This window comes from Melghirimyces algeriensis (assembly GCF_900182565.1).
Taxonomy (GTDB): domain Bacteria; phylum Bacillota; class Bacilli; order Thermoactinomycetales; family DSM-45169; genus Melghirimyces; species Melghirimyces algeriensis.
Genome location: NZ_FXTI01000001.1, coordinates 249683 through 273488 on the forward strand (window position 1 = coordinate 249683; position 23806 = coordinate 273488).

Consider the following 23806-nt stretch of genomic DNA (forward strand, 5'->3'; position numbering starts at 1 on the left):
GTGTGAAACATGCTTCGATATGTGGGGGGACGATTGCTGCTCCTGCTGATTACGCTATGGTTGATCTCCACGATGACGTTTGTTTTGATGCACTCCATACCGGGGGACCCGTTTACTTCAGAGAAGAAATTGCCGGAGCAGACGCTGAAAGCTCTGAAAGCCAAGTACAACCTGGACAAGCCGCTGCCACAACAGTATCTTCTCTATATTAAAAATCTGGCGACCGGGGATTTGGGAATCTCCATCAAAACCCCCAACCGAACCGTAAACGAGATGTTGGAAGACGGTTTTCCGGTATCGGCCCGTTTGGGGCTTCAGGCGATTGTAATCGCCAGCCTGGCGGGAATTGTTATGGGAATGATTGCCGCTGTGCGACAAAATCGTCCGGCTGATATGATTTTGATGTTTATTGCCGTATTGGGCATCTCGATCCCCAGTTTTGTATTGGGTCCCTTGTTGCAAAAATACTTCGGCTTGAAATGGGAACTGTTTCCCCTAGCACAGTGGGGAGACGGGTTTTGGGGTGAATTTAAATTTACTGTGCTTCCTTCGATTGCTCTGGCATTTACTCCATTGGCTTTGGTGACCCGTTTAATGCGTTCCAGTATGCTGGATGTGTTGGGGAATGATTACATTCGAACCGCTCAGGCCAAAGGATTGCCACCACTCCGGGTGTTGACCCGGCACACTTTGCGAAATGCCATTATTCCCGTGGTCACAATTATGGGTCCCCTCGTGGTGGGCATTTTAACGGGAAGTTTTGTAATTGAGAAGATTTTTTCCATCCCCGGTATTGGCAAATACTTTGTTGAAAGTATTTCCACAAGGGATTTCTCTGTCATTATGGGAGTCACCATCTTTTACTCCGGCTTGCTTATTTTGATGAACTTTTTCGTTGATCTGGTTTACGGACTGATCGATCCACGGATCAAACTGGGTGAAAAGGAGGCCGGATAGGATGGGGATTCCCGCACATAAATTTCAGCGTGTTGAACGGAAAGCGGAACAATATGAGGCGATTCGGCGTCCCAGTGTTTCATACTGGCAGGATGTCTGGAGACGTCTTCGCAGCAACTGGCTGGGAATGACCGGATTGATCATCATTTCGTTATTGGTTTTGATGGCGGTTATCGGTCCATGGATCTCCGATTACACTTATTATGAACAGAATCTGTTGGAAGAGAAAAACTTGGAGCCATCCAGTGAACATTGGTTTGGTACCGATGATTTGGGAAGGGATGTCTTTACCCGTACCTGGTATGGGGCCAGGATTTCGTTGATCATTGGGATCGCCGCAGCGATGATCGATCTGTTCATCGGTGTGTTGTATGGGGGAATTGCCGGTTACAAGGGCGGACGAACGGATGAGGTGATGATGCGCATTGTGGATGTGTTGTGGGGACTGCCTTATCTCTTGGTGGTCATTTTGCTCCTGGTGGTCCTGGAACCTGGCATTACCACCATTATTATCGCGTTAACCGTGACAGGATGGCTAAATATGGCACGTCTGGTCCGCGGGCAAGTTCTACAGCTGAAAAACCAGGAGTATGTTCTGGCCGCCCGCACGTTGGGGGCGAATACCAAGTGGATCATGTTTAAACATCTGATTCCCAATACGATGGGGCCAATATTGGTGTTGCTTACCTTTTCCATTCCCCAAGCGATCTTTGCGGAAGCCTTTCTCAGCTTTCTCGGATTGGGGGTTCAAGCCCCGATTGCCAGCTGGGGAACAATGGTTGATGATGCTCTGGTGGTCATTTTGTCGGATGAATGGTGGCGTCTTTTCTTCCCGTCCTTTTTCCTGGGCTTAACATTGCTGGGTTTCAATGCTTTGGGGGACGGACTTCGCGATGTCTTGGATCCGAAAATGCGAAAGTAGGGTGGGTGAGTAGTCATGGCTGTATTGGAGGTTCATGGACTGCATGTTTCCTTTGACACATACAATGGTGAGGTGAAAGCGGTTCGGGGTGTCAACTTTTCCCTGGATAAAGGGGAAACCCTTGCCATTGTGGGGGAGTCCGGAAGCGGAAAAAGCGTAACCGCTCAATCGATTGTCCGTTTGATTCCCTCACCGCCGGGAAGAATCAAAGCGGGAGAGATTCTGTTTGATGGAAAAGATTTGACCCAAGTGGACAAGAAAGAGATGTATCATATTCGCGGATCGGAAATCGGGATGATCTTTCAGGACCCGATGACTTCGCTCAACCCGACCATGACCGTGGGGAAACAAATCATGGAAGGGTTGATCTGGCATCAGTCTTATGGAAAAGTGCAAGCGTTGCAGCGGGCGGTGGAGATGCTTCGGATCGTTGGCATTCCCAATCCGGAGAAACGGGTGTACCAGTATCCGCATCAATACAGTGGCGGGATGCGTCAGCGGGCCATGATCGCCATTGCTCTTGCCTGCAATCCCAGAATCCTGATTGCGGATGAACCGACAACCGCTCTGGATGTCACCATTCAGGCACAAATTCTGGATTTAATGAAAGATCTTCAGGAGAAAACGGAGACTTCCATTATTCTAATCACCCATGACTTGGGAGTCGTGGCGGAGATGGCCCAGCGGGTGGCAGTGATGTATGGGGGAACGATTGTGGAGACCGGAGGTGTGGAGGATATTTTTCACCGTTCCCGGCATCCTTACACTTGGGGACTAATGAAGTCGCTTCCCCGAATGGATCAAAAACAGGAAGATGAGCTGGAGTCCATCCCCGGCTCTCCACCGGATTTGCTCAGTCCACCCCAGGGGTGTCCATTTGCAGATCGCTGTCCTTATGCCATGCAGATTTGCCATGAAGAGATGCCAGAGCAAACGAAGGTGTCGGATTCACATCAAGTGTTTTGTTGGTTAGAGCACCCAGCTGCACCTAAAGTCAATGATTTGAAGGTCAATATTCTTTCAAAATAAAAAATGTGTGAACCTTGACAATCGAGTGATATCATTTTATGATAAATCCAATTCCATATCGTTGATTTACTTCTTCTTATCCAGAGCGGTGGAGGGACTGGCCTGATGAAACCGCGGCAACCACCCTGATTGATTGAGGGAAAGGTGCCAATTCCTGCGGGGCATATGCCTTGGAAGATGAGAAGAGGGATTGGGGATCATTGTTTATATGCATCGACCACCCTCTTCCGTCAGGAGAGGGTGTTTTTGTATTCAATGGGATGAGATTGATAAAGGAGGATGACAGATGCCGGTAACTGCCCGTATTTTTCAAAAACAGACAATCCCCCTTGGATCGATCCAACTGGAAAATGACGAGACGCTTCCAAATGTGGAAGTGGCACTGGAGACAGCTGGGCAGGCACCGGAGGCGAGTGGGGAAAATGTAGTGTTGGTCTGTCATGCTTTGACCGGAGATGCTCATGCGGTTGGAGACTCCGCTGAACCCGGCTGGTGGGATGGTCTGATCGGTTCCGGTCAAGCGATTGATACGGATCGTTTTCATGTGATCACCATGAATGTGTTGGGTGGATGCAAAGGTACGACCGGTCCATCCTCTGTTCCATCCGGTGCGAAACAACCGTATGGATCTTCCTTTCCATTTGTCAGCATTCGGGATATGGTCTCTGTCCAAAAGCGTTGTCTGGAGAAGCTGGGGATTGAACGGGTGGAAATGATTGTTGGAGGTTCGATGGGCGGGATGCTCGTCCTGGAATGGGGGATTATGTATCCCGGCTTTGCACGAAAGCTGATCCCGATTGCGACAGCTGACTCCCTGACTCCGACAGCGATTGCATACAATGATATCGGACGTCAGGCCATTCTGTCAGACCCTGATTACCAGGGCGGGGATTATTATCCGGGACCGGGTCCCGTGAATGGAATGAAAGTGGCTCGTATGGTAGCGATGGTGAGTTACCGAACACCGCAGCTGTTTGAACAGCGGTTTAGCCGAAATTTGCAGAAGACAGGCCTGGGGCTGGATGCTCTCTTTCAGGTTGAGAGTTATCTCCGTTACCAGGGGAAGAAGTTGTCGGATCGGTTTGATGCCAACAGTTATCTCTATCTGCTAAGGGCAATGGATACCCATGATTTGGGGCGGGGTCGGGGAGGAATTCTGTCCGCTTTATCAAAAATAACAGCTGATATATTGATCATCGGCATCCGCCAGGATCAACTCTTTCCCTTCAGTCAGCAGTTGGAATTGTATAACCATCTGAAGGCGTTAGGGAAAACGTGTGATCTTCTGGAGATGGATTCAGACTATGGACATGATGCTTTTTTGGTGGATTATGCGCAAATGGGTCCCAAAATCAGAAGTTTTTTGCAGGAAATAGACGGATAAATGCGACCGGTTGGATTTTCCAGACCGGTTCATTTTTTTTTGTAAAGATTTTTGGGGTTTATTTATGACTTTTGGGGTATTTTACCACGTAAGTAGGAAAGCCCAACTTGACGCTTTGTCAGATTTGGGAGTACAATGTCACTGAGATGAAACATTTCTTCCCTGTCAACTCCATATTTTTTATGGGTACCGGCGTTTTTGCCGGTCACATTTTTGAGAGGGAGAAGGTTTCTGAAGTTCAAGCAAGATACCATTAGGGGTAATTGGGGGGCAGATGAATGAAGCACCGTAGTTTTTTTAACAGACGGTTGCACTCCCTGCTGGGTGTAATCCCAGTCGGCTTTTTTGTGGTTGAACATCTAATTACAAATTATGAAGCAACCAAAGGTGTGAACGCTTACGTTGAACAGGTGGAGTGGATCTGGGGCTTACCGTTCCTGCCGGTTTTGGAGATCTTTTTTATTTTTCTTCCTCTCCTGTACCATGGCGTCTATGGGTTGTATATTGCCTTTACGGCGAAGAACAACCTCTCAAACTTCAGTACGTTTCGGAACATCATGTTTATGCTCCAGCGTGCAACCGGGGTAATCACCTTGATTTTTGTTTCGGTGCACGTATGGCAAACGCGCCTGAAAGTGGCTTTGTATGATTACGACGCCCATGCGCTGACAGGATTGACTGCGAATCTGTTGTCTGATCCGGTCACGCAAGTCTGGTATATCATCGGTGTTCTGGCAGCAACCTTCCATTTTGCGAACGGAATGTGGTCGTTCTTGGTTTCATGGGGAATTACGGTTGGACCCCGCGCGCAACGGATTTCTTCCTATGTTTGGGCTGTTGTCTTTGTGTTGGTCAGCTACATAGGGATTCGTGCTATCTTTGCATTCGGGGAAATTGCTAATCAATTGGCTCAGCGGTAGAAAGGGGCACTGCCAAAATGAAGAAGGAAAAAGTCATCATCGTCGGTGGCGGCCTCGCCGGACTGATGGCCGCTGTTAAAGTGGCCGAAGCGGGAGCCGATGTCGACCTGTTTTCAATTGTACCAGTCCGTCGTTCTCACTCTGTTTGTGCTCAGGGGGGCATTAACGGTGCGGTAAACACCAAAGGGGAAGGAGATTCCCCGTGGGAACACTTTGATGATACGGTTTACGGTGGCGACTTCCTCGCCAACCAGCCACCGGTAAAAGCGATGACAGAAGCCGCTCCGGGGATTATCTATCTCATGGACCGGATGGGGGTTCCGTTTAACCGGACACCGGAAGGACTGTTGGATTTCCGCCGTTTTGGGGGAACCAAGCACCATCGGACGGCCTTTGCCGGTGCGACCACCGGACAACAACTCCTGTATGCCTTGGATGAACAGGTGCGCCGTTGGGAAGTGGCTGGCAACGTAACCAAGTATGAGCACTGGGAGTTTCTCTCCGCGGTTCTGGATGATAAAGGTCGTTGCTGTGGGATTGTTGCCCAGGACCGGCGTAGTATGGAGATTCGCTCTTTCCGTGCAGATGCTGTCATTATGGCTTCCGGGGGTCCGGGAATTATCTTTGGTAAATCGACCAACTCTATGATTAACACCGGTACGGCGGCGAGCGCTCTGTATCAACAGGGTGTTTATTATGCCAATGGTGAATTTATTCAAGTGCATCCCACAGCCATTCCAGGAGATGACAAGCTGCGTCTGATGTCGGAATCCGCCCGTGGAGAGGGCGGACGTGTCTGGACATATAAGGATGGGAAACCTTGGTATTTCCTTGAAGAAATGTACCCGGCATACGGAAACCTGGTTCCGCGGGATATCGCCACACGCGCGATCTTTAAAGTTTGTGTGGATATGAAATTGGGGATCAATGGCGAAAACATGGTGTATCTCGACCTCTCCCATAAGGACCCAAAAGAATTGGATATCAAACTGGGCGGTATCATTGAGATCTATGAGAAATTTATGGGTGAAGATCCCCGCAAGGTCCCAATGAAGATTTTCCCCGCGGTTCACTATTCCATGGGGGGAATGTGGGTTGACTTTAATCAGATGACAAATATTCCGGGCTTGTTTGCTGCTGGGGAGTGTGAATATCAATACCACGGCGCAAACCGTCTGGGTGCCAACTCACTGCTTTCCTGCATTTATGGCGGCATGGTGGCCGGACCCAATGCCCTGGAATACATCCGCGGGCTGGATCAATCGGCGGAGGATCTACCCTCCAGTATTTTTGAATCGCATCAGAAAAAGGAACAGGAAAAGTTCGATAGCATTTTGAAGATGGATGGGGATGAAAACCCGTATAAATTGCATAAAGAGCTGGGTCAATGGATGACCGACAATGTGACCGTGGTTCGTTACAATGACCGTCTGAAGAAAACGGACGAAAAAATCCAGGAGCTGATGGAACGTTACAAACGGATCAACGTATCCGATACCGGCACTTGGAGCAATCAGACGGCTCCATTTGTCCGCCACTTGTGGAATATGCTGGAGTTGGCACGGGTGATCACACTGGGCGCCTATAACCGGAATGAAAGTCGTGGAGCCCATTATAAGCCCGATTATCCTGATCGGAACGATGAAGAATGGTTGAAAACGACCAAGGCTAAATATACGGAAAACGGGCCGGCTTTTGAATATGAGGAAGTGGATACCTCTTTGATCAAGCCTCGCCCGCGTCGGTATGATGTAGCCAAGCAAGCGGAAGGTAAGGGGGCGGAGAGTAAATGAGTGATCAGACGGTGACTGCAACGGAAAAGCGAACAGTCCGTTTCATTATCATGCGTCAGGATTCTCCTGAAAGTGAACCTTACGAGGAAGAGTTTGAACTGGAGTATCGCCCCAATATGACGGTGAACTCTTCTTTGATGGAGATTCAACGGAATCCGGTCAATACCAAAGGTGAAAAGGTGTCTCCGGTTTGTTGGGAAGCCAATTGTCTGGAAGAGGTATGCGGTGCCTGTTCCATGGTGATCAACGGTACACCTCGCCAAGCTTGCTCCACATTGATTGATGGTCTGGAGCAACCCATTCGGATTCAGCCCATGAACACATTTCCGGTGATGCGGGATATGGTGGTTGACCGCAGCCGGATGTTTGATGCTTTGAAACGGGTGAAGGCTTGGGTTCCCATTGATGGAACCCATGATCTGGGTGCCGGTCCCCGTATGCCGGAAGTGGACCGGCAATGGCGATATGAACTGTCCAAGTGTATGACCTGTGGGGTTTGCTTGCAAGCCTGTCCCAATGTGAATGATCGTTCCAATTTTATGGGGCCTTTTATTGTTGGACAGGTGGATCTGTTTAACTCTCACCCCACTGGGTCGATGAACAAACATGAGCGGACAGACGCCCTGTTGGAAGAGGGAGGGCTCCAGGAATGCGGGAACTCCCAAAACTGTGTTCAGGCCTGTCCCAAAGGTATTCCATTGACCACAACCATTGCCAGGATGAACCGGGAAGGAACCAAGCATATGTTCCGTAAATGGCTTTCCCGGTAAAGATAAAAGCACTCTCCAATCGGAGAGTGCTTTTTTATAGACCAATCAAAGACTTACGAGAAAAGTCCTCTGATCCAATCGAACAGATCGGAAAACCATTTCCATACTTTATCAAAGAAACCCTGTGCTTCTTCCGTATTGATATTAAATTTGTCTTTTAGTTGGTTTAATTGATCTGTAAAACTGTCCCAGTCCAGGTTCAGTTCTGAGAATTTATACATAAGGTTGGTAATTTGCTTTGTCTCTTGATTGCTCAGATCAATATTGAGATCTCCTGCAATATTGATCACAATCTGTTTCACTTCTTCCGGTGAGTCCGGTTTTTGTTTGGCGACTTCTTCCTTGACTCTGGTCATAAATTCGGCCGCCTTTTCATCGCCCACCTTTTCTCCCAGTTCCGAGGTGCGAACCATTTCTTCGTTGGCAACCTGTTTTTGATCCTCACTGATATTTTTTCCGGTCGCTTCTTCAAAAGCTTTTAACATTCCGGTTAAACCAGCAGTTCCGGATACCTGGGTCGGAGCCGTGACATATACTTCTGCGTCTTTGACTCCGGCAGTAATCAGGGCATTGGCATACATCTGTTCATTGATGGTCGTGATGTTATGTGTTTGAACTTTGATCCCGGTTCCTTTTTTCGCCAAAGTGATTTTGGCGGAAGAGAGGGCACGGGTTCCAATGGTTGCTTTGCTTAAGTAGCCTCCAAGATATTTGTGCTCTTCTTCGTTGGTTACGGTGATTTGCTTCACGTCATCGGAAACATCCATTTCTTGCAGAATGTCTTCTTTCTGTTGTGGGGTCAGGTCCTGACCCAGGGTGACCACGGTTTCTCCCACCACAGCATCGGCCGAAACGGTGGCTGGGAGAGCCAAGGCGAACAGAAAAACTCCAATCAGCGTAAATAACGTCCATTTGTGGAGAACGTTTCTTCTGTACATGGTTGAAAACCCCTTTCTCTCTAATATAGACGTGAAAAGTACTCAAAAAGTTTCATGGAACCTTAGTGATAGCGTTGTTTCAACATTTTCTTAATCGTAGGAAAGATGTAATGACTTCCTCCGCGGTCCTGTACTTCATCCACCATCGTCGCCACCACAATGTCAGGCTTTTCTCCTTCTTTTCCAGCCATCCAAGCGAGCCAGCCCAGTTCCCGTCCGTTCTCATCCTCCTTACTTTGCTTGAGTTCCGCTGTTCCGGTTTTTGCTCCCAATTCCACACCTTTGACTTTTAAGTCACGGGCAGAGCCTTTGGGGCGCTCGACGACGCCTTGCAAAAGCTCCTTCACTTTGTTCGCGGTCTGGGGAGAGATCACCTTTTCCTTCCATATTTCCCGCTTGACTTTTTTGTCAGAGTCCATCAAAATTTTCGGTTTGATCATATCTCCTTGATTGGCAAATGTGGTGTACATGGTTGCCAAATGGAGCGGACTTACCAAAAGCTGTCCTTGACCATAGGCAGTATCAGCCAAAAGGATCTCATTTTTCAACGTTTTATTGTTGCTGTTTGCATATTGAGACGGAGTGACTTGTAACGGAAGATCGATCGTTTCATCAAAGCCAAACTTCTTGTAATACTTGATCATGGTGGGAGCTCCGATCTTTAAACCGACTCTGGCAAAATAAATGTTATCCGACCAGGCCAAGGCTTTTCCCAAGTCGACACCTCCGCCAGGGTTATCCACCCGCGTTACATAGTAACCACCCCAGGATGAATTCTTTTGCCATTTGCCGGAATCCGTATTATAGGTGGTTTTCGGTGTGATTTTTTTGGTATCCAGACCAATCGCTGCTGTGATGGCTTTCATTGTAGATCCTGGAGCGTAGGTGAGTTTGGCCCGGTTGGCTAAAGGTTGTGTGGGCCCGCTGATGCGCTTCCATTCAGACTGAGACATGCCCTGGATGAACTGATTGGGATCGTAGGAAGGGGCGCTGACCATTGCTAAAACTTCTCCGGTGCGAGGGTCAATCGCAACCCCGCCCCCCTTGTCTTTTTTCATTCCCTGATAAAGTTGGGCCTGCGTCTCAAGATCGATCGTCACTTGAAGATCTTTCCCGTCTGTGGGAGGCTTGGTGCCTAGCACCTTTTTTTGTTTCCCGTTTTTGTTTGCTATTACCACTTTCCAACCCGGAGCTCCTCGAAGATGTTCTTCCATGGTTTGTTCCAATCCGCGTTGTCCAATCCAGTCTCCCTTTTGGTAGCCCTCTTTCTTTCGCTTCTTCAGTTGCTTTTCCGTGATGGGGCGGATATACCCCGTTACATGGGCGGTCAAATCTTTCCGGGGATACACCCGGAGGGAGCGATCCCGGATCGAAATATCATCAATCTTCTTTAACGGCTTGATCTGTTTCTTCCCATCCCCTTTCCATGTCTTGATTTCCACAAAACGATCCGGGTTTTTCTTTGCTCCGGACTTCACTTTTTTATAGACGTCTTTCGGTTCAAGATCCAAGGCTTTGGCCAGTTTTTTACTGGTTTTTTTGAGGTCTGTTACTTCATTGGGAACCATCCCGACGGCAGTCCGTTTTTTATTGACGGCCAATGGCTCACCATTGCGTGCGGTAATTTCTCCGCGCTGTCCCGGTGGGATGCGAAGAGTGCGAATCTGATCTCCCTCTTTCATTTCCGGGAAAATAACTGAAGGCGTCCAGTTTACTCTCCATCCATTATCTTCTTCGACTAGCTCAGCTTTGTTTTGAAATGAGAGGTTACCAACCAATGATGAAACGATTTTTGCGGAGAAAGGGATTGTGTTTCGGTCTTTCTCCTGTGCGGTTTTCATATCCAGCTTTATTTGCTTTTGTTTCATCTTTTTGGCGATGGATTCATGTTGCTTCATAAACTCTTTCTGGCTGATCCTTTTTTTGGCCTCTGCGCTGAGAAGCTCATACATCGCCTGATAGTCGCCTTCTTCCCAATGCTCCAAATATTGTTGCATCGCTTGATCCGGTGTGGAGTCGGGAGAATTCATAAAGAAAAAGAAGGCACCAACCATGAAGCCAACAACAAGAACAGAACTAATAGCGATTCGTTTGTTTATTCGTATTTCTTTCCATTTTTGTTTCATGAATATGGGTTCACCTCGCTGGTAAAGGGTGTCATCTATGATTACAAAAAACATTTTAACCTGAATCGAGTTGGGTGTGAATAAAACTCTTGGAATATAGAGAATGAAAAAAGAGGCGGAAATCCGCCTCTTTTATACAGTTTATCGATGCTGTCAGGAGAAAACCTTTTCTTTAAATTGAGAGAGCCGTTTTAACGAGTCCATTTCCACATCTTTGTGCAGACTGTTTCCATGTGAATCCATGGTGACTATCGCTGCAAAGTTTTTTACATGAAGGTGCCACATCGCTTCCGGCACGCCGAACTCCATAAAGTGAACACCGTCCACTCCGGTAATACAATCGGCATAGTATTGAGCGGCACCGCCGATGGCATTGAGATAAACCGCTCCATGTTCCTTTAATCCTTCCAATGTCCGGCTTCCCATGCCGCCCTTTCCGATGACAGCCCGAATACCGAATTTCTTTATGATATCGGCTTGGTAAGGTTCTTCACGGATACTGGTGGTGGGTCCGGCCGCTTTGACCTCCCAGTTGCCGTTTGCGTCTTTCAGCATTACAGGACCGCAATGGTAGATGACTCCCCCATTTAAGTCAACCGGAGCCTCATGATCGATCAGATATTTGTGCAATGCATCCCGTCCGGTATGAATCAGACCGTCCAAAATGACGATATCCCCTACCCGAAGAGACCGGATGGCTTCTTCGGAGATCGGAGGGGTGAGTCGAACCTCACGGGGAGCGGACGTTTCCGTTTTTGTGGCCGATTCAGAAACAGTGACCGGTTTCACTGTTGGTTGCTCCTTATATAGCCAACGTTTGATCTTTCCGGTTTCCGGGTCCACAGTGATCCCTTGCCGACGGAATGCCCAGCAGTTATAGGCGACGGAAACATAGAAGCTGGCCGGAATTCGGTGCATCGCTCCGATTTTGCATCCGAGAAGGGTAGTGGTTCCGCCAAATCCCATGGTTCCGATACTCAGTTTATTGGCATTTTCCATAATGTATTCTTCCAATCGGGCGAGGTCAGGGTTGGGATTGGAATCGTGTGCTTTTCGGAACAGCTGTTTTTTCGCCAATTCATATCCGGTGGTTCGGTCCCCGCCGATGCCCACACCGATAAAACCCGCACTGCATCCTTGTCCTTGAGCCTGATAGACACTGTGCAGAATACATTTGCGAATGCCATCCAAATCACGCCCGGCACGGCCGAGGCCTTCCAGTTCACAGGGAAGGCTGTATTGAATGTTTTTGTTTTCACAGCCGCCCCCTTTTAAAATCAGCTTGACCTCGATTTCATCCTTTTCCCATTGTTCATAATGAATGACCGGAACGCCTTCCCCCAGATTATTGCCACTGTTTTCACCTGTCAAGGAATCGACAGAGTTTGGACGGAGTTTTCCGTTTTGGGTGGCTTCTACAATGGCTTCCCGGATGGCTTGACTGATTTTGATTTGGTTGGCTCCAACCGGAACATAAACATAAAACGTCGGCATTCCTGTATCCTGGCAGATCGGGGAGGTGTTTTCTTCTGCCATTTGAATGTTATCGGAAATGGTGGATAAGGCTAAAGCGGCACGCGTTCCTGAATTCTCCTTTTCCTTCGCCTGTTGAATCGCTGCCCGAACGTCGGGCGGAAGGTTGGTTGAGGTTTCCGTAATCAGCTCTAGCAAGGATTCTTTTAATGATTGCATCAGCAGACAAACTCCTTTTATCCATTCGGTTTTCTTCATCTCTCTTACAATTATATTATAACAATCAAGCTTCTTCCGAGTGAAAAACAAAGAATGCCCGAAACCATTGGTTTTCGGGCAAACATATAAAGAGTTCAGCTGTTCGTTTTTCCCACTCCAGATAGGGCCATCTTGATAAATCGTTCTTCTGTGTCCACTAAGGCGCAAACTCCACATTGGACGCGGATTGCTTCTCCGCGATATGTAGCTTGAAGGGGATCATTTGCATCCACTTCTTCCATAATTTCTCCTGTCTGTGGGTCTTTTTTTACTGGACGAACGTTTTGTTGAATAAGATTGAACCGGGAACGGTTGGTTCCACAGCCCGGACATAGATACGGATTTTCCACGGATAAACACCTCCTGGATGTATTATTTTTGCAAATCGCCTTCTCCATTCAACGATACGAGAAAGGAGACGTCTGCTTCGAAATCGAAGATGGAAGCATCCATCATCATTAAAGGAGGATGGTTATGAATTCTTCCGTACAATCATTTCTTGATGAAGTGGTGTCTACTGTACAATCCATAGACAAACGGATGGCCAAAGCTTACTGGAAGTTCGCTACAACAGGGAAGAGAGAAGAGAAAGAAGCGTATGCGCGTCTGTTAAAGGAACGGATCCGTTTTTTCTCCGATCCCCAACGCTTTGAGAAGTTGGAGGCGATGCGGAAGCAAACAGAAAATCCTTCGCTGGAACAACAGCAACTGGACCTTTTGTATCAGGAGTTTATGTTTGGTTTGTTGGAACCGGAAGAGATGGACCGGATGGTGGAATTAATATCGGAAATAGAGTTGGCGTTTATCCATTTCCGAGCGGTTGATCAAGAACGGAGCCTATCAGAAAATGACATTCATGCGATGCTTCGGACAGAGACGGATACATACAAACGGAAAAGGCTCTGGAAAGCGGGTCAAGAGGTAGGAAGTCTAGTAGCGGAACAGGTTTTGGAGCTGATCCATCTTCGTAATCAAACAGCCAGAAAAAAAGGGTATGCAGATTTTTATCAAATGTTACTTGAGCTGAATGGTTGGGAGGAAAAAGGACTTTTTCATCTTCTGGATCAGTTAAAGGAAGCAACGGATCAACCGTTCTCCGATGCAAAACAGGAGTTGGATAAAGTTGTGGCCAAGCCGTATCGCTTTTTGCGTCCGGAAGGAATTCGGCCTTGGCATTATGCTGATTTAACCTTTCGGACAGCGCCTGCCATCTGTGAACCCCATACGGATGCTTGGTGGGAGAATATCAACCTGGAGGATCAAGCGATTCAAACATTTCAAGGCATGGGTCTCGATATAGCGGAAATTCTTCAGCGAAGTGATCTGTACGAACGGGAAGGCAAGTCTCAGCATGCTTTTTGTATGGATTTGGATGGTGCGGGAGACATCCGGATTTTATGCAATCTTCGTTCGGATGCATATAGTATGAGAACCTTGCTTCATACACTGGGATATGCGGTTTATGCCAAGTTCCAAAATGGAAATCTTCCTTGGCTGTTAAGGAAAGCGACCCATGAAGTTGCCAAAGAAGCGGTTGCTCTTATCATGGATCGCCTGCTGACGGAGTCGGCTTGGTTAAAGCGAATCAAAGGCGGTTCTTCGGATGAGTGGATGGCTGAAGCGGAATCCTTGAAAAAACAGGCCGTTCTGGACCGCCTCGTTTATGTGCGTTGGTGTTTGGCGAGGAGTTATTTTGAGCGTGATCTTTACAAAGACCCTGACAGGGATCTGGACTCCATTTGGTGGGATGATATGGAACCCATTCAGTTTGTCCCCCGTCCAGAATATCGAAACGCTCCGGATTGGGCTGCACAGATCCATTTTGTCACCCAACCGCTTTATTGCCCAAATGCGCTGTTGGGTGAGATGATGGCGTCACAAATTCTGGAGTCCATGAAAAAGAGGTTTCCTGATGTACCCCATCCCTTAGTGGAAAATCCGGACGCGGGACATTTTCTTAAGGAGCAGATTTTTGACACAGGGATGTCCAGTACCTGGGACCAGATCCTGAAGCTGAATCCGGATGATTATATACGGTATGTGGTGCCGGAAGGAAAGGCATAAAAATTATCCCTGCCGAAAGGCAGGGATTTTATGGTGAAGGATCTTCAATGTGTTCCATTAGAGCGGTATATTTTTCTTTCAGTTGTTGAAAATGTTCACGAATTCGAGACTTGGACCAGCCTCTCTCGGTGAAGAGGATGATATGATCCAGCAATAGTGGCGACCAGGTGAGTCCCATTGCTTCTTGCGTAAACGCGTGAGCAGCAATCTCTCTGAGTCGATGAATCCGTTGGCGGAGGGAAAATGGGCCCCAACGCTTTGTTTGCACTTTGGGTACACGTTGGTCCGTATGACCCAAGGTCGATTCTTCCAAATGATGAAACCACTCGTGATACAAATGGAGAGCGATGAGATCGTCTTCGATTACGGAATAACCGGAACGGTCAAAAAAATTTCTCAGCTGATCCATGGAAGATTGATGAATTTCAATGGTGGGTGGTTTTCGCCGATATTGGGCCCGAACCCATTCGGTTGATTCTGTGTTGTTTCTTTTGATAAAACGAACCCGAATTCCGGACTTCATCAAGCGGTTCATCAAGTGGGGCAGGTTTTCATTGTAGCGCTCATGGAAAGCGGCATTCTTTCCAAACGTGATGGCAGTCTCCAAATAACGAGGAATAAAGGAATCGGGGATCATTCCATACATTTCATCCTGTTCCAATTCCGTAAAAGCAAGGATGATGGAAGGAGGATTTGGCCAGATTTTATCCATGGGAATGGACCTCAGGCGGATCTGGGATGATTGAAGCCTTGTCATTTTTGGATGACGGAGATTGGTTTGCCTCATCTTCCCCCTCCTTCCGAAGTTCGGTTTTTCCCATGCTATGTTGTCAACGGCTTGACCTATCACAGTAAATCTTTGGGGATTTATGAGCGGATGACAGTTGGGAAAGGATACAAAAGAGGGGGAATGGCGGATGTTTGTTCACGGTGTTCCATTTATCCATCTTGTAAAACATGGTTCTGTATTATCCAGTGCTGGAAAAAAGAGAAGGAAAACCCCGACACAAAAGGCAGATGCGGATCGGCTGGTAAATCGTTTGGGATTTGAACCGATTCATTTGCTCCGAAGCTCCAAAGATTACCCGCTTCCTCTTTGTATTCAGCAATGTTTGCGCTATGGGGATACGATCCTCGCTTTTCCGGGGGTTCCCTATCCCAGAGTACAGCTCAGCCGCCATGAATGGGGGGTACCTTTCCTGGAAATTTCCCGTGTCGCTTGGGTGCTGACCACGAGACCCATGGCCGCTGAATGGCTTCATCGCCGATTGCCTGGTATTCCCTTGATGTTGTGGATTCCCAGAGAGTGGAGGAGATTTCCTCGATTTCAGAGAGAGAAAACGTCACTACATGAATCCCAATGACATAAGATAGCACAGTCCCTTGGATTTTCGAGCCGGCATGATCACAGGAAATTCAGCCTATTTTTTCCTGCCCGTCGCACCACGGTATAAGCCTGTTCATAGGATAACTTGACTGAGTCCCTTACCCTCGTGTTCTAAGAGCCCGAGCAAGGAGGGGTGACACATTTGACGAGCAATCAAAGTAGGAAACCGTTGCTGACCAACAGGGAAAGGGAAGTATTTGAACTGTTGGTACAGGATAAGACGACCAAAGAGATTGCGCACCAACTCTTTATCAGCGAAAAAACCGTCCGCAATCATATTTCGAATGTAATGTGTAGGATTTGAAAACAGTTTCTATACGGTTAAACGAGACAACCCCTATAATGTTTAGAATATTATAATTGATTAAAATGATATGGATGGAAAGGAAAAATAACATTTTTTATCGAAATCAATTATGTCACTATGAACGGATGGAGGGGGTTATATGAAAGAAACTGTGACCGCAGGGTTTCAAACCGTTACACCCATGTTGATGTTTGGAGCGGATCAAAGCCGAGCGGAAATCCGGATTCCATCGATCAAAGGCGCGTTGCGTTTCTGGTATCGGGCGGTTGATCCCCATTACTGGAAACATGAGCCGCAACTCTTTGGAAGCGGTGGAGAAAAAGGAGGACAGAGCCGGTTTTTAATGCGGTTGAAAACAATATCACAACCTGAAAAATATGAAAAAAAATGGAGGAAGGGAGTAGGGTATTCCTATTTGTCGTTTTCCATCAAAAAAAATAGAGAGCCGATCTCTGTGGGCACCTCATTTGAGATTTCCTTTTATCGTCGGGGTCATTTGGATGATCATGGAAACGAGGAGGATTGGAAGCGGTTGATGGCGTCCGTGTGGTTGTTGGGGCATATGGGTGGATTGGGTTCCCGGTCCCGCCGGGGCTTTGGCAGTCTGACACTGAAAAGCATCGATCCCAAATCTTCCGTATCAGAACCGTTCAGCCTGCCGCTTATCCATCGGCAAAAAAAACCGCATGAATGGATGCATGCCTTTCAATCCGGGATGGATCAAATTCAGGGGTGGCTGGGAAAACGTTCAACCGAACCAAAGCATACGGTGTTGGATGGAAAAAGTACGTTTCATTTACATATGCACGGTTATCACGACTGGAAACTAGCGATGGACGAGCTCGGAAAGACGTTGAAGGACTTCCGAGAAAAAGAGGGAGATCGAGAGATATCAGGAAGGAAAAAGTGGTCCAAGGGGGCAGCGGTTGGGTTACCATTGATAATTAAACAGGAAGAGGAACAAAAGACATTTAGTCCGAAAAAAGGCGACCGAAACGCTTCTCCAATTTGGATGCGAATAGTGAAAATTGGAAAAAAATATTACCCGTTTGTGACAGTGTTATCCACTGATACTTCAATCGATCAAGTGGTCTGCCGAAATGAAAAAGGGGAAGAGCAACCAGATCAAACCCTTTCGGTTGAAATTGCGGAAACATTGGATGCATTTCGCCATCATCTTCAGAATCAAGGGTACAGATGGGAGGCAGGAGGCGATTGAAAACCTTACAGCTGACGATTGGACCGGTTCAATCCTTTGTATCGCAGGCGCGCAGGACCCGGGATCTGCTGGCGGGTTCGTTTTTATTGTCTTTTTTGAGCGGACAAGCGATGGCTGAAGTGTTAAGAAGAGGTGGGGAAATTCGTTATCCCCTGGTCCATGATGAGAACAAGAAGATTTTGGATCCTTTACTCCAGGCGATCTACGATGGGGAAACCCCGAAAACATCTCTTTCCGCAGGAATCGGTTCACTGCCCAACCGGTTTCAGGCACAGATTTGCAAAAACACACATCCAAAAGAGATCGCGGAAGCAGTTGACTGCGCCTGGAAAAAGGTAGCAAACGCCGTGTGGAAAAAAGTGTTTCCCAATGGTTGTCCAGAAGCGACCAAAACGATTTGGGATCGTCAAGTCGATGAATTCTGGGAGATCTCCTGGGTCATGGGTAATGATTCCTCCCTGCTAAGCCGCCGCAAATACTGGCACTCCCATTTTCCACCATCAGAACCGGGGGATAAATGTACCTTGACCGGAAATTTGCAGGAGTTGTCCGGGTTTGTCCGGTCTCGTGAACCGAAACAGCAACAAGAATTTTGGGAATCGATCCGCGAGAAAAAGTGGATCTCTGCCTTTGATCTGCAGGAAAATGAACGCTTAAGCGCAATCGGCCTGATTAAACGCTTTTATCCATTGGTGGCAGAGGAAGCATTGGAATGGAAGCTTCCCAAAGGAGCTCTCAATTTTCCTTCGACAGGGTATCTGGCTGCCATGCCATGGATCTTTTCCCGAAGGAAAGAGCAACAGGAGGAGATGAGGAACTTTACTCAACTGGCCCAACAGGCCAAGATTATGTGTTCCGAAGATCCTGGACATGAGGTGGATTCCAAATTTTATAAGTTGGAAGGAAACGCCTTTTTTCTGTCCAACATCCAGCGGGAGAATTACTGGCGGGAACATGGTTGGGAGCAAACCAGCGAAGAAAAGGCAGCATTGCAGAAAGCGCTATATCAATCGCTATATCGGTTGACAGATGAAGGAAAGGATACCCCCTCCCCATTCTATGCCTTGTTGTTAATGGACGGGGACCAATTGGGGCAGTTGTTGGATGACCAAGGAGAAAAGGTGAGTCAGGGTTTAGCCCAGTTTACTGCGGATTTGCCGGAAATTGTTCAAGAAGAAAGAGGGTTTACAGTCTATGCCGGTGGGGATGATGTATTGGCGCTGTTTCCTTTGAAAAACGGATTACCGGCGGCGGTAAGGTTGCGCCAAGCCTATCAGCGCGCATTTGCCGATATTTCCAGTGAGGCATCCATTTCTGCGGCGTTAGTCTACGCTCACTACAAGGCTCCATTGCAGAGCGTGCTAAAGAATGCCCATGAATTGCTGGATGATGTGGCCAAAAGGGCTTGCGGACGGGACAGTCTGGCGATCCGGGTCTGGAAGGGGGGCGGACCGGTGTGGACCTGGTCATGCCCGTGGCAGGAAGCGCTGAAGGGTCAAACGGATCAATCGGTGCTGGAAACGGTCGCCCGGCAGATTCAAGGTGAACAGGCGTACACCCCTTCCTTTTTCCATCATCTGCGCTCGCGGTTGGAGCCATGGCATGATCCGGATGAGAAGGATCAAAAAACGTATCAGGAGAGAATTCAGCAATTGTTGGTGGCGGAATACCGACGCAGCAATGGGACAGCTACACGGGAACAGGCAGAGGAACGCATGGAGGCATTAATGTCCGTCTGCCTTGAGAAATGGCGGGACCCTCACAAAAACATCCAAACGGGTCGCTTTCGCACAGAAGGGGCGCTGATCGCCCATTTCCTGGCGACAGAAGGGAGGGGGCAGGATTGAAGTGGTGGACATTTCACCCATTGGATACCTGGTTTTTTCGCAAAGGAATGCCCTTTCATCAAGGTGAATCCAGTGCCGTTCAACCGGAAAGCGGGTTTCCGCCCCCGATGCAAACCCTTCAGGGGGCGATTCGAACGACGTTGGCACGAAGACAGGGATGGGTTCCCAAAAAACCATTACCGCATCCATTGGGGTGTTGGGATGATTTAGGGGATTTGCGATTGCTCGGACCGTTTTTAAAATGGCAGGAAACGCTGTTGTACCCGGTGCCATACTCGTTGGTTGGGAAAAAGGATCAAACGGGGGCATGGCAGTTGACGCGTCTGAAACCGGGTTCAGAGGTGGAGACGGATCTGGGCATGGTTCGGTTGCCTGTACCGGAGGATGACAGCATCAAAGGAAAACATTTGGAAGCATGGCTCACCTTGCAAGGAATAAATGAGATTTTGGCGGGGGAGATTCCGCCATCCGAAGCGATAATCACACCGGAGGATTTATGGAAAGCGGAGCGACGGGTGGGGATCATGCGGGATGAAAAGACCCGCACGGCCAAGGATCATCACTTATATACGTCGATTCATACCCGTCCTGAAGAGGGGTTGTCCGTCGTTGTGGGTGTAGATGGAGTTCCTTCTGATTGGCATCCCAAACGGACGACCATTCCCCTGGGCGGTGAAGGGCGTATGGCGATGGTGGACGTCAGCGATGAGAACGACGGTTTGCAGGCTTGGTTGCCAAAACGGCCAGAGCTTTATACGAAGAACGGACGCCTCTTTTATACCGCAACCTTAATCACACCGGCACAATACAAGAACGTAAACGATGTGGTGTGTGAGAAACCACCGGAGTTGCCGGGTAAATGCTGGTCCGCCAGTATTGGGAAGCCGGAATTGATCGGCGGATGGGATTTGAAGGAAAATAAACCACGTCCTTTGCAAGCATTGCTTCCTGCCGGCAGTACATGGTGGATGGAAGCCAATGAAGAAGCATGGGATCAGGTGATTCAACTGCATGGTCGCATCGTTGGACAGAAAATGAAGTACGGAATGGGACAACTGGTGATTGGACAATGGAATGGGGAGGTTATCCAACCATGAAAGCCAAAATGATTGGATTATTGACAGAAACGATGATGCATCCAGGGAGTGGGCAGCACAATGGAGCCATCGATCTGCCGGTAGCCCGTGAATCGACGACGGGTTATCCCGTTGTAGTCGGCTCCAGTATGAAGGGTGCGTTACGCGATAAGATGATCCAGGAAGATAAGAAAAAAGAGGCATCCCGTTGGTTTGGTGAACAGGAACATGCCGGGTTGATCGCGGTGACGGATGCGCGCCTCTTATTGTTGCCGGTTCGTTCGTTGCAGGGGGTGTACCGTTGGGTCACCTGTCCCTATATTTTGGAGCGGTTGGAGCGGGATGCCTCGATGATTGGACATTCCATGACGTTTCAGAAGCCCCAGGTCCATCCTGAACAGGCCGTCGTGGCGGATCAAACCGAAGGGCTGTTTTTGGAGGAATTAAGCTTTCAAACCAGGACGGATGCAGAACTCATGGAGGATTTAACAAGGCAGATTGCTCCCTTGATCGGTCATCAGGAGGTCTGTCATCGTCTGAAGGAGCAATTGGCGATTGTCAGCAATCACGATTTTGCACATCTTGCCCGCTACAGCTTGCCGGTACAGATTCGCAACCAGTTATCCGCGGAAAAAACCAGTCAAAACTTGTGGTCGGAGGAAACCTTGCCTGTGGATACCGTGCTCTATACCTTATTGATGCTTCGACCGGGAGGGAAAGATTGCGATTTATCCAATGTGATGAACCATCTGAAAAGACACCGGTATATCCAAATGGGTGGCAATGAGACGATTGGTCAGGGATGGTGCCTGATTTCCGCGGATGGATGGGAGGGTGCATGATGAACCAACATCTTGGACAGGATCAACCCACGCTGGATCAGCGCCGGGCGAAGGACGCGATGAACAAAGTGGATGACGTTCTGAAAATGTATCCGGATAAAGCGTGGCAGGACAGTTATGCCGATTATGTGGAACGGCTTCCGGCTACGATCTTGACCAATGGTTTGGGTCAGGCATTGGCTCAACTGTTGGCAGCGGCCCAGCGGGGGGAAAAGACGGAAGATCCGCACTATTTGCTTTACAAACATGTAAGTGATTGGCTTTGTCAGAAGGAATCTAAAGCGCCGTATTCCGGGGAAGAAGATATTTTGCAAGCGATCATAAACGGTGGCCGGAGTTCCTATATGCACGCACAGGCGGAAGCATTGGCCTGGCTGGAGTGGCACAAGAAGTTGGCTGTAGCGTATCTGAAACAGCCGGAAGGAGGGGCAAAGTAACGTGGGCTTTCATCGACCCTTATATCGGAAAAAACATATTGATCTCGGATATAGATGGCCGGGGCAAAAGAAAGATGTCCATCTGGGTCTCTGGTATGACAAGTTTTGCGATAGATGGACGATGGAGGAGGATGATGAAGGACTCTGGGTTTTAGAAGAGGGTAAGAAGCAGAGTTGGATGGAAACCGTAACGGTTGAACCAAAGGATGAGAACGGTCAGATGCAAAAGGAGGTGGGGAATCCATCCCGGATTCAGGAAGCGGTCCAGCGCATGCAACGGCTGGTGGAGGCCCGCTCTGGCTGTTTCATCCCTATGAAAACAGAGAGCCGGTTTGTGACGGGATTGGGGCGCTCCCATCCCGTGGAAAACGGCTTTGCCTGGCACCCTACCTTGGGAACCCCCTATCTGCCGGGCTCTTCCGTCAAGGGGATGGTCCGCGCCTGGGCGAACGAAACGGGAAATGCTTCATTGGCCCACCGTCTGTTAGGGCCGGAACCCAAAGCAGAGGGATCGGAAAAAAGGGTTGGGGAATGGATTTTCTTCGATGCCCTTCCCCAAGGAACGGTTCAATTGGAAATGGATATCATGACCCCTCACTATGGTCCGTATTACGCGAACCCTGAACAAAATCCTCCCCACGACCGCCATGACCCGGTGCCCATTCCGTTTCTTACAGTGGCCAAAGGTCAACCGTTTGTCTTTGCGATTGCCCCACGCCGACCGGGGGGACAAAAAGAGATCTACCATAGAAAAATATTGTTGAAGTGGTTAAAAGAAGCATTGAAATGGTTTGGTGCCGGAGCCAAGACCGCTGTGGGGTATGGACGGTTTAAAATGGACTCACAAAAACTGGACGAGTGGAAAAAGAAGCGGGAGCAAGCGGAAGCAGAACGGAGACGGAATCGACTGCCTCCGATTATGAGGGAGATGGTCCAGGATGGCTATGAAGATGATGCGGGGCGTTTTATGCAATCGATGAATGAAAAGTGGCTTCCCCGAATGGAGGCGGAGACGACCCCGAAAGAGGAACAGCAACAAATCGCTCAATATTTGATCGATTGGTATCAGGAATATAGGTCGGATCAATGGAAAAAGCCCAACCCGAAGAACAAAAAGAAAATCGCCCGGATTCATGCGATTTTGTGCAAAGAGGTGTAGTGAACGTGACGAAAAAATTATCCATCTGGGGAATCGCTGTCACCTTCTTCCTTGCCCTGCTGGTGTTCATTTCCCCCACTGCCTTTGCCGAGAACGAAAAGGATCTCTCCGATAAAGTGGAGAAATTGGAACAAAAAGTGGACAAATTAAGCGCCAAGGATGACAGTTATGATTATTTGAAGGAGGAGACCAAGTCCTATCGGCAATTTGTTGAGAAGGAATGGGAGATGTTTTCAAACATGGTAATAGGTATTTCTGCCGTAACCGTTTCAGTCGTTGGTGGAGTTTTGCTCTTTTTTGGTTTTCATTCAAAAAAGGCTATTAAAAATATCCAAAAAGAATACACAGAGCAAGTAGAAGAAATGAAGGAGAAATTAGAGAAGGAAGCAAACCAGAAGTTTTATGAATTGATGGAGAGTAAAGTAACCGAGTTGCGACATAAGGTAAATGAATTGGAAACGATGATTGCCAAGGAATCTTGGTTTCAAAATTCAAACATACTTGTTTTGTATCGAGATGAATTAAAAGATATTGTGTCGACCTCTCCTCTAAGCAGGAAAAAAATTGAATATCGAGCTTTACCCGACAACAATTTGGCTCATCATCTTTCTCAAGAAAAAGTAGATATTGTTTTATATGAATATGATACGGAATCCAATAGCCAAGAAGATTCCTGTATTGCTGACGTCTTGGATGAACTGAAGAAACATAAAGATACCATTCCAATAGTGATTTATTGTTCGGGTGAAATAAAAAATGAAGATATGATGAAAGAAATCAAAAGCTATCGGTGGTATCAATTTGCTAGAAGCCAAGTTTCTTTAACGACCCATACGTATGCTTTTGCGCAAATTTTCCATTGATTACCCAAATCGATACCCTACAGTAAACGGAGGCT

22 protein-coding genes and 1 riboswitch are annotated in these 23806 nt (G+C 48.0%); of the genes, 17 read left to right on the top strand and 5 right to left on the bottom strand.

Features of this window, described 5'->3' with window-relative positions; translation table 11 throughout:
* Positions 1–9 precede the first annotated feature (9 nt).
* The 7 genes from FN782_RS01145 to sdhB all read left to right on the top strand — a co-directional run bounded on the left by FN782_RS01145 (position 10) and on the right by sdhB (position 7775).
* A complete protein-coding gene (locus FN782_RS01145; protein WP_142503933.1) occupies positions 10–957 on the top strand; it encodes an ABC transporter permease in 948 nt (315 codons plus the stop codon).
* Position 958: 1 nt separating this feature from the next.
* Positions 959–1879, top strand: coding sequence for an ABC transporter permease (locus tag FN782_RS01150; RefSeq protein ID WP_142503934.1), 921 nt, complete (start codon positions 959–961; stop codon positions 1877–1879).
* 15 nt (positions 1880–1894) lie between these two features.
* Entirely contained in the window at positions 1895–2908 is a 1014-nt protein-coding gene (locus FN782_RS01155) for an ABC transporter ATP-binding protein (protein ID WP_142503935.1), read from the top strand.
* Between the two features lie 73 nt (positions 2909–2981).
* A riboswitch (SAM riboswitch) is annotated at positions 2982–3092 on the top strand.
* Between the two features lie 102 nt (positions 3093–3194).
* Positions 3195–4292, top strand: a complete 1098-nt coding sequence (metX, locus tag FN782_RS01160; protein ID WP_142503936.1) for a homoserine O-acetyltransferase MetX — start codon at positions 3195–3197, stop codon at positions 4290–4292.
* Positions 4293–4570: 278 nt separating this feature from the next.
* Positions 4571–5212, top strand: coding sequence for a succinate dehydrogenase cytochrome b558 subunit (locus FN782_RS01165; protein ID WP_142503937.1), 642 nt, complete (start codon positions 4571–4573; stop codon positions 5210–5212).
* Positions 5213–5229: 17 nt separating this feature from the next.
* Positions 5230–7005 carry a succinate dehydrogenase flavoprotein subunit gene (gene sdhA, locus FN782_RS01170; protein WP_142503938.1) on the top strand — a complete coding sequence of 592 codons (1776 nt, stop codon included), beginning with the start codon at positions 5230–5232 and terminating at the stop codon, positions 7003–7005.
* Entirely contained in the window at positions 7002–7775 is a 774-nt protein-coding gene (gene sdhB / locus FN782_RS01175; protein ID WP_142503939.1) for a succinate dehydrogenase iron-sulfur subunit, read from the top strand. Before sdhA ends, sdhB begins: the two co-directional genes overlap by 4 nt.
* 53 nt (positions 7776–7828) lie before the next feature.
* Here the strand turns inward: sdhB and FN782_RS01180 are convergent, their stop codons facing one another.
* From FN782_RS01180 to FN782_RS01195, 4 genes are all read right to left on the bottom strand, one after another.
* On the bottom strand, positions 7829–8713 hold the full coding sequence (locus FN782_RS01180; protein WP_142503940.1) for a DUF1002 domain-containing protein: 885 nt from the start codon (positions 8711–8713) through the stop codon (positions 7829–7831).
* 62 nt (positions 8714–8775) lie between these two features.
* Positions 8776–10839: a penicillin-binding transpeptidase domain-containing protein gene (locus tag FN782_RS01185; RefSeq protein ID WP_185955957.1), complete on the bottom strand. Its 2064-nt coding sequence runs from the start codon at positions 10837–10839 to the stop codon at positions 8776–8778.
* A gap of 153 nt (positions 10840–10992) precedes the next feature.
* Positions 10993–12531, bottom strand: coding sequence for a fumarate hydratase (locus FN782_RS01190; RefSeq protein WP_142503942.1), 1539 nt, complete (start codon positions 12529–12531; stop codon positions 10993–10995).
* A 134-nt stretch (positions 12532–12665) separates the two neighbouring features.
* Positions 12666–12920: a DNA alkylation repair protein gene (locus FN782_RS01195; protein ID WP_142503943.1), complete on the bottom strand. Its 255-nt coding sequence runs from the start codon at positions 12918–12920 to the stop codon at positions 12666–12668.
* 124 nt (positions 12921–13044) lie between these two features.
* On the opposite strand from FN782_RS01195, the gene FN782_RS01200 reads away from it, so the two are divergent.
* A complete protein-coding gene (locus FN782_RS01200) occupies positions 13045–14634 on the top strand; it encodes a M2 family metallopeptidase (RefSeq protein ID WP_185955958.1) in 1590 nt (529 codons plus the stop codon).
* 28 nt (positions 14635–14662) lie between these two features.
* On the opposite strand, the gene FN782_RS01205 is transcribed toward FN782_RS01200, so the two are convergent.
* Positions 14663–15421 (bottom strand): hypothetical protein, encoded by a 759-nt coding sequence (locus tag FN782_RS01205; RefSeq protein WP_142503945.1) that lies wholly within the window; start codon positions 15419–15421, stop codon positions 14663–14665.
* 130 nt (positions 15422–15551) lie between these two features.
* Here FN782_RS01205 and FN782_RS01210 point away from each other — a divergent pair, with 130 nt between their 5' ends.
* The 9 genes from FN782_RS01210 to FN782_RS01250 all read left to right on the top strand — a co-directional run bounded on the left by FN782_RS01210 (position 15552) and on the right by FN782_RS01250 (position 23771).
* Entirely contained in the window at positions 15552–15998 is a 447-nt protein-coding gene (locus FN782_RS01210; protein WP_142503946.1) for a hypothetical protein, read from the top strand.
* A 165-nt stretch (positions 15999–16163) separates the two neighbouring features.
* Complete coding sequence (locus FN782_RS01215) at positions 16164–16325, top strand: helix-turn-helix domain-containing protein (RefSeq protein ID WP_142503947.1); 162 nt, start codon at positions 16164–16166, stop codon at positions 16323–16325.
* A 142-nt stretch (positions 16326–16467) separates the two neighbouring features.
* The gene (gene cmr1 / locus FN782_RS01220; protein WP_142503948.1) at positions 16468–17547 is read left to right on the top strand and encodes a type III-B CRISPR module RAMP protein Cmr1; all 1080 of its coding nucleotides are present in this window, start codon (positions 16468–16470) and stop codon (positions 17545–17547) included.
* Positions 17544–19394: a type III-B CRISPR-associated protein Cas10/Cmr2 gene (gene cas10, locus FN782_RS01225; protein WP_185955959.1), complete on the top strand. Its 1851-nt coding sequence runs from the start codon at positions 17544–17546 to the stop codon at positions 19392–19394. The genes cmr1 and cas10 overlap by 4 nt, the downstream gene beginning before the upstream one ends.
* Positions 19391–20491 carry a type III-B CRISPR module-associated protein Cmr3 gene (gene cmr3 / locus FN782_RS01230; RefSeq protein WP_185955960.1) on the top strand — a complete coding sequence of 367 codons (1101 nt, stop codon included), beginning with the start codon at positions 19391–19393 and terminating at the stop codon, positions 20489–20491. Before cas10 ends, cmr3 begins: the two co-directional genes overlap by 4 nt.
* A complete protein-coding gene (gene cmr4 / locus FN782_RS01235; RefSeq protein ID WP_142503951.1) occupies positions 20488–21312 on the top strand; it encodes a type III-B CRISPR module RAMP protein Cmr4 in 825 nt (274 codons plus the stop codon). The genes cmr3 and cmr4 overlap by 4 nt, the downstream gene beginning before the upstream one ends.
* The gene (gene cmr5, locus FN782_RS01240) at positions 21312–21749 is read left to right on the top strand and encodes a type III-B CRISPR module-associated protein Cmr5 (RefSeq protein ID WP_142503952.1); all 438 of its coding nucleotides are present in this window, start codon (positions 21312–21314) and stop codon (positions 21747–21749) included. Before cmr4 ends, cmr5 begins: the two co-directional genes overlap by 1 nt.
* A 1-nt stretch (position 21750) precedes the next feature.
* Positions 21751–22908 (top strand): type III-B CRISPR module RAMP protein Cmr6, encoded by a 1158-nt coding sequence (cmr6, locus tag FN782_RS01245; RefSeq protein WP_142503953.1) that lies wholly within the window; start codon positions 21751–21753, stop codon positions 22906–22908.
* A complete protein-coding gene (locus FN782_RS01250; RefSeq protein WP_142503954.1) occupies positions 22836–23771 on the top strand; it encodes a hypothetical protein in 936 nt (311 codons plus the stop codon). Before cmr6 ends, FN782_RS01250 begins: the two co-directional genes overlap by 73 nt.
* Positions 23772–23806 lie beyond the last annotated feature (35 nt).